At 43.0% G+C, this 12,138-nt stretch carries 18 protein-coding genes; 11 read left to right on the forward strand and 7 right to left on the reverse strand.

What is annotated here, in order from left to right; all coding sequences use genetic code 11:
• The first annotated feature begins 266 nt into the window (after positions 1-266).
• Both IM322_RS21120 and IM322_RS21125 read left to right on the forward strand, forming a co-directional pair.
• Positions 267-905, forward strand: a complete 639-nt coding sequence (locus tag IM322_RS21120; RefSeq protein WP_287673855.1) for an LON peptidase substrate-binding domain-containing protein — start codon at positions 267-269, stop codon at positions 903-905.
• Positions 906-1,202: 297 nt separating this feature from the next.
• Positions 1,203-1,805, forward strand: coding sequence for a Crp/Fnr family transcriptional regulator (locus IM322_RS21125; RefSeq protein WP_287673856.1), 603 nt, complete (start codon positions 1,203-1,205; stop codon positions 1,803-1,805).
• Between the two features lie 11 nt (positions 1,806-1,816).
• Here IM322_RS21125 and IM322_RS21130 read toward each other — a convergent pair whose 3' ends face one another.
• Entirely contained in the window at positions 1,817-2,737 is a 921-nt protein-coding gene (locus IM322_RS21130) for an ROK family protein (RefSeq protein WP_287078743.1), read from the reverse strand.
• Positions 2,738-2,923: 186 nt separating this feature from the next.
• On the opposite strand from IM322_RS21130, the gene IM322_RS21135 reads away from it, so the two are divergent.
• From IM322_RS21135 to IM322_RS21145, 3 genes are read left to right on the forward strand one after another with little or no spacing between them, the layout of a single operon-like run.
• The gene (locus tag IM322_RS21135; RefSeq protein ID WP_287673857.1) at positions 2,924-3,415 is read left to right on the forward strand and encodes a DUF29 domain-containing protein; all 492 of its coding nucleotides are present in this window, start codon (positions 2,924-2,926) and stop codon (positions 3,413-3,415) included.
• A 10-nt stretch (positions 3,416-3,425) separates the two neighbouring features.
• Positions 3,426-3,917, forward strand: coding sequence for a DUF29 domain-containing protein (locus IM322_RS21140; protein ID WP_287673858.1), 492 nt, complete (start codon positions 3,426-3,428; stop codon positions 3,915-3,917).
• Positions 3,918-3,930: 13 nt separating this feature from the next.
• Positions 3,931-4,395: a DUF29 domain-containing protein gene (locus IM322_RS21145; RefSeq protein ID WP_287079777.1), complete on the forward strand. Its 465-nt coding sequence runs from the start codon at positions 3,931-3,933 to the stop codon at positions 4,393-4,395.
• Positions 4,396-4,433: 38 nt separating this feature from the next.
• Here the strand turns inward: IM322_RS21145 and IM322_RS21150 are convergent, their stop codons facing one another.
• The 5 genes from IM322_RS21150 to IM322_RS21170 form a co-directional block, all read right to left on the reverse strand.
• Positions 4,434-4,814, reverse strand: a complete 381-nt coding sequence (locus IM322_RS21150; protein WP_002747647.1) for a DUF7682 family zinc-binding protein — start codon at positions 4,812-4,814, stop codon at positions 4,434-4,436.
• Between the two features lie 206 nt (positions 4,815-5,020).
• Positions 5,021-6,073, reverse strand: coding sequence for a phosphotransferase enzyme family protein (locus IM322_RS21155; RefSeq protein WP_287079774.1), 1,053 nt, complete (start codon positions 6,071-6,073; stop codon positions 5,021-5,023).
• A 296-nt stretch (positions 6,074-6,369) separates the two neighbouring features.
• A complete protein-coding gene (locus IM322_RS21160; protein ID WP_287673859.1) occupies positions 6,370-7,413 on the reverse strand; it encodes a S66 peptidase family protein in 1,044 nt (347 codons plus the stop codon).
• A gap of 11 nt (positions 7,414-7,424) precedes the next feature.
• Positions 7,425-7,649 (reverse strand): polyhydroxyalkanoate biosynthesis repressor PhaR, encoded by a 225-nt coding sequence (locus IM322_RS21165; RefSeq protein ID WP_286826528.1) that lies wholly within the window; start codon positions 7,647-7,649, stop codon positions 7,425-7,427.
• A gap of 42 nt (positions 7,650-7,691) precedes the next feature.
• Entirely contained in the window at positions 7,692-8,159 is a 468-nt protein-coding gene (locus IM322_RS21170) for a CBS domain-containing protein (protein ID WP_286826529.1), read from the reverse strand.
• Between the two features lie 161 nt (positions 8,160-8,320).
• Between IM322_RS21170 and IM322_RS21175 the strand changes: the two genes are divergently transcribed.
• Both IM322_RS21175 and nadC read left to right on the forward strand, forming a co-directional pair.
• Positions 8,321-8,887, forward strand: coding sequence for a Uma2 family endonuclease (locus IM322_RS21175; RefSeq protein ID WP_286826530.1), 567 nt, complete (start codon positions 8,321-8,323; stop codon positions 8,885-8,887).
• Between the two features lie 71 nt (positions 8,888-8,958).
• On the forward strand, positions 8,959-9,807 hold the full coding sequence (gene nadC / locus IM322_RS21180) for a carboxylating nicotinate-nucleotide diphosphorylase (RefSeq protein WP_286826531.1): 849 nt from the start codon (positions 8,959-8,961) through the stop codon (positions 9,805-9,807).
• On the opposite strand, the gene IM322_RS21185 is transcribed toward nadC, so the two are convergent.
• A complete protein-coding gene (locus IM322_RS21185; protein ID WP_287673860.1) occupies positions 9,804-10,595 on the reverse strand; it encodes an SAM hydrolase/SAM-dependent halogenase family protein in 792 nt (263 codons plus the stop codon). The genes nadC and IM322_RS21185 overlap by 4 nt on opposite strands.
• A 134-nt stretch (positions 10,596-10,729) precedes the next feature.
• Between IM322_RS21185 and pirA the strand changes: the two genes are divergently transcribed.
• The 4 genes from pirA to IM322_RS23590 all read left to right on the forward strand — a co-directional run.
• On the forward strand, positions 10,730-10,891 hold the full coding sequence (pirA, locus tag IM322_RS21190) for an arginine synthesis PII-interacting regulator PirA (RefSeq protein WP_002733724.1): 162 nt from the start codon (positions 10,730-10,732) through the stop codon (positions 10,889-10,891).
• 155 nt (positions 10,892-11,046) lie between these two features.
• Positions 11,047-11,211 carry a DUF8624 family small hydrophobic protein gene (locus tag IM322_RS21195; protein ID WP_002732944.1) on the forward strand — a complete coding sequence of 55 codons (165 nt, stop codon included), beginning with the start codon at positions 11,047-11,049 and terminating at the stop codon, positions 11,209-11,211.
• The gene (locus IM322_RS21200; protein WP_287673861.1) at positions 11,204-11,659 is read left to right on the forward strand and encodes a GNAT family N-acetyltransferase; all 456 of its coding nucleotides are present in this window, start codon (positions 11,204-11,206) and stop codon (positions 11,657-11,659) included. Before IM322_RS21195 ends, IM322_RS21200 begins: the two co-directional genes overlap by 8 nt.
• A gap of 433 nt (positions 11,660-12,092) precedes the next feature.
• Positions 12,093-12,138: helix-turn-helix domain-containing protein (locus IM322_RS23590; RefSeq protein WP_353737100.1), on the forward strand; the 46-nt coding region annotated here is incomplete at its 3' end.

Here is a 12,138-nt window from a genome sequence, read left to right on the forward strand (position 1 = left end):
AGGTGGTCAATTACCTAATTTTCAGGGAAAAAGTCCCTGAATTTTCCCCCCAATCACTCCAAGGGGCGGCACTTTTTGAGGGAAAAAAAGTCTAAAAACCTTGTTGGATAAGGTTTTTAGATTTATTCAGCAAACCCTAAATAAAGGCAATCTCCCGACTCCTGAATACTGGCTCCTGAATACTGGCTCCTGTCAATGCCCTTGCCTAGCGGTTCAGGGGGGATTGTGTAAAAATAAGAGAAGATCGGTTTTTTTTTACTAAACCTATGGCCACTTCTTCCATTGCCGTTAGAGAATTACCTCTCTTTCCCCTTCCCGAAGTTGTTTTATTCCCGGGTCGTCCCCTGCCCCTGCACATCTTCGAGTTTCGCTATCGGATTATGATGAATACGATATTGGAAGAAGATCGCCGTTTTGGGGTCTTAATGGTAGATCCGTCCACGGGAGAAATCGCTAAAGTCGGCAGTTGTGCGGAAGTTGTCCGTTGTCAACGTCTCCCAGATGATCGGTTAAAAATTCTCACCATCGGTCAACAGCGCTTCCGTGTCCTAGAATACGTCCGGGAAAAACCCTATCGTGTCGGTTTAGTGGAGTGGATTGAAGATGTCCCCACCACCCAAGATCTGCGACCTCTGGCCAAAGAAGTGGATCGACTGCTGCGGGATGTGGTTCATCTATCAGCCAAATTAACCGCTCAAAAAATTGAACTCCCCGACGATTTGCCCAGTCTTCCCCTAGAATTATCCTACTGGGTGGCGGGTAATCTCTACGGTGTGGCCGGGGAACAACAGGCTTTATTGGAAATGCAGGATACAGTCAGTCGTCTGCAACGAGAATCGGAAATTCTCACCTCGACTCGCAATCATCTGGCCGCTCGCACGGCTCTTAAAGATGCTTTAAATTAATGATCTTTAGGTTTTTCAACTTCGGGAGAGGGAAATGGGGAAATGGGGAAATGGGGAGATGGGAGACCACTTCGTGCGCGACTTTCGGCGAAGCTCAGTCGAGCCGTTGCGGGGAGAGAGGGAAGTATTTTTAGTGAACAGTGAACAGTAAACAGTGAACTGATAACTCACATCTGAAAACTGATGACTGACCCACTGATAACTGATAACTGTTAATCTGGGGATTACCTAATGTTTACCTTGATACAGTAAAGTGGGGTTAAAATTGTTAGCCCCTCACCCAGGAGAACTTTGATCATGTTGCTGACCTATAATCCCAGCGTCTCACCCTTCCGAGAAGACTATAGCGAGAGTCGTCGGCTCCATTTTTATGATCGCGGGGAAAATATTCCTCTGGTGGTTGATGGAGTCTGGCAAGTTTATCGGGGTATGGCGCAACTAAGTCAAGTATCTGAGAGTGGAGAGGAAATTTTACTAGGCTGGGTTCATTCATCCCACTTTTTTGGCTTAAATTTGACCCATCTGGAATCCTATCACGCCAGAGCCTTGTCGGAACTGTACCTAAAATGGTACACGATCGCCGAAGTCGAAAATTCGGCGGAATTAACTAGGATGATGTTAAATCAAATGATCCGTCGTCAACAACAAACGGAATCGCTTCTTGCGATCGCAGGACTCAGACGAGTGGAGGAACGTCTCCAGCAGTTACTACAGTTATTAAAGCGGGAAATGGGAGAACCAATCGCCCAAGGCAGTCGTTTAAAGATCCGTTTAACCCATCAAAATCTCGCCAATGCTATCGGTACCACGAGGGTAACGGTGACGCGTTTGTTAGGCGAATTTCAGCGTCAGGGAGCCGTGAGCAGCGATGGCGATCGCCACTTAATTATTCACGATTAAGTCAGACAATTTTAGTCAGATCCGGCCATAATAGACTCCCCGCGGAAGTCCAATAATTGCCAAGCTAATTTAGCAGCCCCCACCATCCCGGCGCGATTACCCAACTCGGCCGTTAATACCTCTAATCCTTCTCTGGAACTAGGTAACACCCGTCTTTCGATTTCTGTGAGCAGAGAGGGAAAGAAAAACTTAGCACTGGCGCTAATGCCGCCGCCGATAATTACCGCCTCTGGGGTGAGAACATAGAGTAAACTGGCGATACCAGCCCCCAGTAAACATCCGTAATCCTGCCAGAATTCTAAAGCCTCTCGATCGCCTTTTTCGGCCAATTCTGCCAATTGCTTCGGTTCTTTGCCGGTCATCCGGCGAATAGCTTGCCGGGAGACGTATTGTTCCAAGGAACCCTGATTACCGCTATTGCACAATGGACCGTCAAAATTAAGGGTTATTAAGCCTAATTCTGCGGCCGTTCCCTTGCTGCCCACAAATAAGTTACCATCGAGGATAATTGCCCCTCCTACTCCCGTCCCCAAGGTCAACAGGATCAAGTTTTGAAACCGTTTGCCCGCTCCTAACCAAGCTTCCCCCAAACCGGCACAATTGGCATCATTGGCTAAAATTGTCGGCATTCCCGTGCTTTCTTCTAACCAATCGGCGAGGGGAATATCCCGCCATCCTGCCAAATTAATCGCTATTTTGGCAATTCTTCCCTGAGCATCCGCCGGCCCCGGCGTTCCCACACCGATGGCTTGACAACTTTTATCTAAATTTACTTGACAAATGCCTTGATGTATGGTAAGGGCGACTTCTTTGGGTGTAGCGGGTTGGGGAGTGGGCAAGGTGAGAGATTCGATACAATTGCCCTCTTGGTCAAATTTACCAATTTTAATAGCGGTTCCACCTAAATCGACACCTATTACTGTTTTCACCATCGGGCTTTCCTTGTTACTCTGGGAGTAGCTAGGTTTATTATCACTCTTTTTGGCGTTTTTTTTCGCGGTTAAATGTGATTGAGGATAATTCGGCTAAACTGGCAAAACTAGCTGATTGATTAGCCCAAATTTCTCCTATAGTTTGGATACCTGCAGCTTAACTCCTGATTTTTCCCCATTTTAAAAATGATCAAAGTTACCATCCCAAATCTCTACGATAGCGATTATCAACTTTGGTTAGAATCGACGATCAACCAATTGCGTCAAGGGGATTTTCAAGCGGTAGATTGGCCGAATTTATTAGAGGAGTTGGCAGATTTGGGTAAAAGTGAACGACGAGCATTAGAAAGTTTATTAACTCGACTTTTAGAACATTTACTGAAGTTAACTTACTGGCAATCCCAACGGGATTATAATCAAGCTGGATGGAAAAAAGAAATTCGCAATTTTCGTATTCAGATCAAAAAAATTCTCAAAGATAGTCCCAGTTTAAAGTCCTATTTAAGGGAAATTTTGCAGGAATGTTATCTCGATGCTCGCCATCTGCTTATTGACGAAACCGAATTAGATGCCAGTATTTTCCCTCTGGAAGTGTTAGCTAATCTAGAGGAGATTCTCGCTGAAAATTGGCTGCCGGATTGGGAAGCTATCAGCAATAATTCTGAAAAGTGCAGTTAAGGAGTAAAAAATGATGAATATTACCATTTCAAATCTCTACGATAGTGATTATCAACTTTGGTTAGAATCGACGATCAACCAATTGCGTCGGGGGGATTTTCAAGCGGTAGATTGGCCGAATTTATTAGAGGAGTTGGCAGATTTGGGAAAAAGTGAACGACGAGCATTAGAAAGTTTATTAACTCGACTTTTAGAACATTTACTGAAGTTAACTTACTGGCAATCCCAACGAGATTATAATCAAGCTGGATGGAAAGGGGAAATTAGAACCTTTCGGAAACAAATCAAGAAAATCCTGAGAGATAGTCCCAGTCTCAAACCCTATTTATCCGAGATACTTGAGGAATGTTACAGCGATGCTCGGGAGATAATTATTGATATAACCGAATTAGATGCCAGTATTTTCCCTCTGGAAGTGTTAGCTAGTCTAGAGGAGATTCTCGCTGAAAATTGGCTGCCGGATTGGGAAGCTATCAGCAATAATTCTGAAAAGTGCAATTAAGGAGTAAAAAATGATGAATATTACCATTTCAAATCTCTACGATAGTGATTATCAACTTTGGTTAGAATCGACGATCAACCAATTGCGTCGGGGGGATTTTCAATCGGTAGATTGGCAGAATTTATTAGAGGAGTTGGCAGATTTGGGAAAAAATAATCGACGAGCGCTTAAGAGTCTCTTAACTCGACTTTTAGAGCATTTACTAAAGTTAACTTACTGGCAATCGCAACGAGATTACAATCAAGCAGCATGGAAAAAAGAAATCAGAAATTTTCGCCTACAAATTGCCGATCTTTTAGAAGATAGTCCCAGTTTAAAGTCCTATTTAAGAGAAATTTTAGCAAAATGTTATCTCGATGCTCGCCATCTGCTTATTGACGAAACCCAATTAGATGCCAGTATTTTCCCTCTGGAAGTTTTAGCTAGTCTAGAGGAGATTCTCGATCAAAATTGGTTGCCGGATTTTCGGGAGATATAAACAGCGATAAATCTTCCCAAGCAAACTAAAGATTAGCTTCACCTACCCGGTTTACAAACATTATAATCTTCGTGAGAGATGACCGCTTCTGGGACGAGAAGATTGCCGTGGTCGCGACAGATGAGGCGATAATTGCGGGTAACAGGGATACTGATAATAAAGCGATCGTGTCGCAATCGTTTACCATGGAAATCTCGATAATTGCGGTGATTTTGCAATCCTTGCAGGATTTCCCTAGCTTTAAGTACCACATTTTTCGGTAATTCCCGCAGATCGATCGGATCTTGGGAAAAAGTGGCTTCCCAAGCATTTTTTTGACGTTTTCTTTCTTCCCAAGCGGCATCTAGTTGAGCGCAATGATGGCAGACTTGGCCATAACCCTTGTGACCACAGGGAAACTTCTTCTTTCTTCTGGACATAATACCATCTGTCTGTGAGGCTGTGAGAGAGTATTCAAAAGCGGTAAAGCTTGCTTCACTTTTGGCAGATGGAGAAGAAGGTCTTTACCTAGTGATTATCTATACTTACCAGCATACAGGGATCGATACCTCGTTTGGCCATTGACCAGCAAGAAAGTTGATCTTGGTTAGTTGGGGCCGGCTGTCACCAACAGGATCAAGGCTGCTTAGAATAATTCCCATTCTTGGGTTTTTAAACGTTTGAGAATGGCCAAACGGCTACTAAAATAATTGGCGCAGAGACGACTATAATCGGTTAAACGCAGGTTATTTAAGCTAATTGACCAAGACCAAATATAGGCCGCTTGGGTGAGATACTGAAGACAAGATAATTCACCATCAGTTAAAGGCACTGTTTCAGTGTAACCTTGGATAAAACCATGGCGAACCTGGCGATTTAAGCCGGATTGTAGGGAAACTTGCAGAAATTTAGCGATATCAAAAACTCGCCAACCATAACCGCACTGATCGAAATCAAATAGGGTCATCTGATTATCAGGGGTGATATGCACATTACCACTATGAGGATCGCCCCAACAAATGCTCCAATAGGGAGATTCTGTCGGTAATTTAGCGGTTTCTTCCTCTATTTCCCCAATGGTTTCTAAGACACAGTCTAGGTCGCTCGGTCGTTGGTGCAGAAAAGGTGCGATAATTTGCCTGGAATCGTCGAGAAGATATTTGAGGTTGAGGGGATGACGATAGGCTAGGGGTTGAAAATCTGCTGTCACCCGATGTAAATTAGCCACGATCGCCCCTAAATGATAGGCTTGTTCTATATCTATGTCCCCAATAGCAATTCCTCCCGGAGCATAGGGAAAGAGGACGGCGTAACGTTTCCCTTCCGGAGCATTAATTTCTAGGGATAAATCACCGTTTTTGCTGCGAATTGGCGCGGCGACGGGAACCTGAGAGCGATCGAGATAATCTAATAATTCTAACTCGAAGTCTATTTCCATTTTGCTGCGCCAATGGCAGTGAGACACGCGCAAAATGTAGGGAGTTGTCAGGGTTTCGAGGAGATACACATCACTTAAACCCCGATGCCAAAATTGACAATTTTTCGGCATATCAATCTCGTAACGAGAAAAAACTAAATCTGCTAGGGCAGCAGGAGCCAGAGTCGAGTAGAGTGTGGGAAAAGTCCATTCTCCAGTCCGAAAATTGGCAGCGGGAGAACTAGAAGGCAGTAAATTGAGCGAAGCCAGAAAAGTCGTCACGGTTCCCTCCCGATGCAAGTGTGGACGACGCTCGCATCATCCTATTTTATAGGCCACATATATTACAAATTGGTTCGATCGCTCCGTATATTTCGCTACATTCCTCTGTCATACTAAATCCTGTTTAAAAGCTATCGGGGAGCAGCAAGCGGGGAGAAGGGAGAAACAATCCATAACTTGGCAGTTAATCGTACTATTAAAAACGGATTTGGTATCAGTCCCCAAAAAATTAATATAGGAGCTGCTGAAAAAGTCCTTGACTGGGAACGCCAGAACAGTTTTTGATGCTTTAACACCTACTTACTAACCGCCGATTCTAACATAGTAATTGTTCCCCGATTAGCATCAAATTCTACTGCAATACCAATAGCTAGAGTCTCGATAATCTCCAAATGTCCGATCATCAAACCTAAACAAGCGGGAATTTTTAAGGGTTGGATATATTCTCGGATTACTTCTTCTAAAGTTAGGGAACCATAGTCACTATCGGCACTACAATTGCTACATTGACCGAAGATAAACCCAGCTAAATTATCGAGAATTCCCGCTAATTTTAATTGATTTAACAGGCGATCTATTTCATAAATATCTTCACCAATATCTTCTAAAAATAGGATAGCACTGGTAAAATCTGGTAGATAGGGAGAACCTGCGATCGAGGCTAAGGTGGTTAAATTACCACCGATTAATTTACCTTTTGCTTGACCTTTAGTAATAGTTTGAATCCGATTTTTTACCGGCATTAAACGATTGGCATCATCGGGATCGGGAATATTTCTAAAAGTCAACTTTTCCCCAGAAAATAAAACCTGTCGAAAGCTTTCAGTTTGAGCGGTGCGCCAACTAGAAAAGCCATTGGGAGCATGGAAAGTAACTAAACCAGTTTTGGCATAAATAGCTAATAATAAAGAAGTTATATCACTAAAACCACAGATAATTTTCGGATTACGGCGAATTAAATCGTAGTCAAGATAAGGTAATAAACGAGCGCTTCCCCAACCGCCGCGAATTGGTAAAATTAAGGCAATATTATCATCGGCAAAAAATTGATTTATATCCGAGGCTCGCTCGCTATCTTTACCAGCTAAATAACCATAACGATCTAAAGCGTATTTACCAACTTTTGGGACTAATTTTAGGGCTTTAACTGCTTCGATAACTATATTTAAATCATCTTCTTTAAAAGTTGCCCCCGCTGGACTAATAATACCCACTCCGTCCCCCGGTTGTAGATGTGGCGGTTTAATTAGAGGAAAATTATTACTAACAACTTTTCTAGGAATTAGGGAAAAACTAACAGCAGTTATGGCAGTAGTAGTGAGAAATTGACGGCGCTTCATCCTGATAGTTTTTAGAAAAATTGCAAGGGAAAGAGGACAATTAATGCCCAAAACTGATATTTTTGTTTTCCTTCTAATGGGTTTAGTCGATTTTCTATTCCCTCAACTTTTCCCGTTAACACCGCTTGGCCTACCTTTAAATCCCTCACATCTTTTTGTAAAGAATCGATTTTTCCCTCAATCCGCATCAAGATAGTTTCTAGGGAATAAGTAACCGTTTCCTGAGATTGATTCATTTGTTCAAGACCTTTTAGTTAATTGTTGCCCTAGAAAAGCAATTATGCTTCCGATTTTGCCATATCGCGAATGATATCGCCGCGAGTGATAATACCAATTACTTTGTGGGTTTCTTCCTCAATCACCGGTAAACGACGCACATGACGATCATACATTAACGAGGCCGCTTCTTTCAAAGGGCGATCGGCTGTGATACTAATAGGTTTATCGGTCATTACTTCCCCCACGGTTTGACCGAGAGCTTTATGGAGTAATTTCTCGTGACGGCTAGGATTTTGTAGATAGATAACGCTATCGAGGAGCAGAATGTAAGGAGGAGCTTCTACTCCCGTTTCCTGCCACATAAGGTCAGTTTCGGAGATAACCCCAATCAGTCGTATATTGTCATCCACCACGGGTAAACCACTAAACCGCTTTTCGGCCAAAATCTTCACTGCTTCAGACAGAGAAGTGTTAGCGGTGACGGTGATGGGATTGGGAGTCATGATATCGGCAACTGTTTTTGTCATCTTAGCGACCTGCGATAATAATGCTTTCTGTCTCCATCTTATCATTAGGGTAATCAGTCACCGCTTAATTATGAATATTCTTCAATCTTCGGCTGAGAAAATGGTATAACATAAAAAGGAAATAGGATATTAATTTAGTTAGTTGACAAGGAAAAAGAAAAATGATCGCTCAACCTCAATACCCAGAAAGAATGACCCCAGAAGAGTATCTAGAATGGGAAGCTACACAGGAATGTCGCCATGAATACATTGATGGGGAAATTATCGCCATGACTGGGGGTAGTCTGCCTCATAATGATATTACCTTGAATTTTTACACTGCTTTAAGACTTCATCTCCGTCCGCGAGGCTGTCGAGTGAATGTATCTGATGCGAAAGTACAAGCTAATAATAGTCGTTATTTTTATCCCGATTTGGTGATTAGTTGCGATTTTAGGGATAGAGAATCTCGGAATTTTATTCAACATCCACAAGTGATTATTGAAGTGCTTTCCCCCAGCACAGGAAACTATGATCGCACTAAAAAGTTACAATATTATCGTCAGATTGCTAGTTTACAAGAATACGTTTTAGTCGATCCCGAATCGATCAGTGTTGAGGTTTATCGTCGCGGTGAAGATAAAATTTGGTTTTACTGCGCTTATAGTCAAGGGGAAGAAATTATTCTATCTAGTCTCGATTTTCACTGTGCGATCGAGTTAATCTATGAAGGGATAAGTTTCGATTAAAGAAAGTTTACAAACAGGTCAAACATTCCTAAACTTAAAATAAATACGTCCCGATTGTTTCGATAAATTCTATGTTACCGCCCCTATTAGTCCTTGATCCCTTGTTAGAAAACTGGTTACGAGAAGATCTCGGTAGAGGCGATCGCACCACCCAAGCAATTTTCTTCGGTCATGCTAAAATCGGTCAAGCTAGTTGGATTGCCAAAGAAGCGGGAGTTATTGCCGGTTTACCCGTAGCTGAACGAGTTTTTCAACTGCTTAACCCCACTATTCACTTTACCCCCACCGTTGCTGAGGGGGAATTCTGCTCTAAGTCTAAAGTTATTGCCGAGATAGGAGGTTCCCTCGATGCGCTGTTAATTGGGGAAAGAGTCGCTTTAAATCTTGCCATGCGCTTGAGTGGGATTGCTAGTGCCACTCGTCAGTATGTGGAGAAAATTGCCGATTTACCGACAAGATTGGTGGATACTCGCAAAACTACCCCCGGATTGCGAATTTTAGAAAAATATGCCTCCAGTATCGGTGGTGCGATTAACCATCGTTTGGGGTTAGATGATGCAATTATGATTAAAGATAATCATATTCAAGCAGCGGGCAGCATTGAGGAAGCAGTGCGTCGTGTACGGCAAAATATGCCCTATCCTCTCACAATTGAGGTAGAAACCAGCCAATTAGAAGAAGTGAATCAGGCCCTGCAGCAGGAGGTAGAGAGCATTATGTTAGATAATATGGATTTAGAGATGATGCAAACTGCTGTGGAGATGATCCGCAATTTTAATAGTAAAACCAAAATAGAAGCATCGGGAAATATTACCCTCGATCGCATTCGCAACGTTGCCGAAACAGGAGTAGATTATATTTCCACTAGCGCCCCGATTACCCGTTCTACTTGGTTAGATATTAGTATGAGAATTGATTAAAAAGCTATTGTAACCTCGATCGCATCGCCAATATTTAGGTGTAATTGCTTTTGAGCGCTACCACTATTGACGGCAATTTCTAACCCCCCGTGACTACCGATAAAAGCGACTATTTCTCCGGAAGAAACATCACTGTAGGTGTTTTTTGCGGGGATAATTTTTGGCCCCAACTGCACTGACCAATTTTTTCCCTCTAGGAGATAATCGGGAATATTGCTGATCAAATTGCCGAAAATGTCAATATATTGAATTTGACCCCTGATTTTATCTTCCTCGATTTGCGGAACAGCGATCGCTAATTGTTGCAAGCTATCGGGATCAATAATCTCACCTAACATTTCTAGGGGTACTCCCCGGGACAAATAAGCGGCCACAGGAGCAAAAATATCACGACCATGAAAAGTAGTGCTAGGGTTAGGGGTGCGCCAATAGGAAGAATTATCGAGATTAACGGCAGATATAGCGGGAGATTGGCTTAAAATGCCACTAAATAAACCATTATCTGGACCTACTAAATAACCACCGGCAAAACGAATCCCTACCCCGCGTCTTTTGCTTCCTACCCCCGGATCTATAACTGCCAGATGAATAGTGCCTTGGGGAAAGTATTGATAGGCATTCAGGAGGATAAAACGACCAGCGTAAAGGTCTTGGGGCGAAATTTGATGATTCAGATCGATCGTGCGAGCATGGGGGGCAATTCCCGCGATTACTCCCTTGATAATGCCCACATAACCGTCCTGTAGTCCAAAATCGCTAGTAAGGGTTATCAGTGCCTGTTCCGTCATTGACTTGTCACTATGGTTGCCAACAGCTTTAATAAATCTTAACGCTAAATTCAGTAGCTAAAGATACAGTTTACCAAGGAGAATGTTATGATTTAGATATAAGGTAAGTTAAGTCGCTCAAAAGTCTGTCCATCATGAACAAAAATCGTCAGCAAGTCCTAACACAGGCCACCGTGGCCCATAGGGAAACACTCCGCAGAAATTTACAACACCGACTGGAAGTAGCTAGAGCGCAGGGAAATGAAGCTTTAGTACGTCAATTGGAAGCAGAGGCGGCCTATTTGCACCTTCGTTAGATTTAATCGGTGTTTAGTCATAGTCTAGTTGTCGGTTTCTGGTGATCGGTATGCCGATCACTTTTTTTTGGGCGAATTTTTTTTTTAAAAATTGCCGATATCTCCACTGGCAATCCTTAAAATAGAAGGAACAGCAGTGTAGAGATCAAATAATTATGGCTTTTTTTCGACAATATATCGCCCCGCTCCTGACTATCTTAGTGTTTTTAGTTGCTCTGGTTGCCACTGGCATCCGGATTTTTTTACCAGCAGATTTAGCGGCACCCGCTCCGATCGAGCCATCCCTGGGCATAATTTTCTCTTATCCTTGGCATGGCTAACCTTCCCGAAGATTATCGGCTGCGACTGGGAAAACCGAGCGATCGCTATCTACTAATTAATTTTCTCACCCGCACCTATCAAGAATTTTTTCCCGAACAAAAAAACCTCTCCCATCTAGCTGATACAGTCAGACAGTTTTTTTGCCTCGATACTCCCCTGTGGATCGTCGAAGGACAACAAACGGCGATCGCTTGTCTCTGGATGGGGAGCGCCGTCGATCAGGTGACAGGCGATCGCTATGGTCATATTTTTCTAATTTACGTCGATCCCCAGCATCGTCGCCAAGGTATCGCCACCGCACTAATCGATCGAGCTAAGGATTGGGCAAAAAGTCGCGGACAAACCCGCATCGGTTTACAAGTCTTCATCAATAACGACAATGCTCTCAATCTCTACCAAAATCTCGGCTTTCAAACTCGCTCTTTGCTGATGTTGAAAAATATTTAAAAACTGTCAGGAGATAGGAGTTAGGAGACAGTCTCGATGAAAAAATTTTCACCCCCACAGATGAAAGAGGTTTCCTTCCCTACACCCCACACCCCACACCCTACACCCTCTTTCAAGTCAGGAGACAGGAGATTGTTTTTATTTATTCTTCCCACACCCCACTTCCCCACTTCCCCCCGCAACGCGCACGAAGTGGTCTCCCCAATTCATAATTCATAATTTATAATTCCCACTTCCCCAACCCCAGACATACCTATAGAGATGGCACTGTCAGCATTAATTATTCCTGATCGAGCCACAAAGGGTAAAATTTGGGAAACACTGCAATACACTGGCAGTCATCGAAAATTTTGGGTCTGAAACCCCGTCGTTCTACGACGGCTTTACTGTTAAATACTAGCGCATTTACCAAATATATGCTAAAATGTGAGACATGGAAAAAGCCTACTCGTTTCGATTTTACCCCACACCAGAACAAG

This window comes from Microcystis sp. M109S1 (assembly GCF_020247025.1).
In the GTDB taxonomy this organism is placed as follows: Bacteria; Cyanobacteriota; Cyanobacteriia; order Cyanobacteriales; family Microcystaceae; genus Microcystis.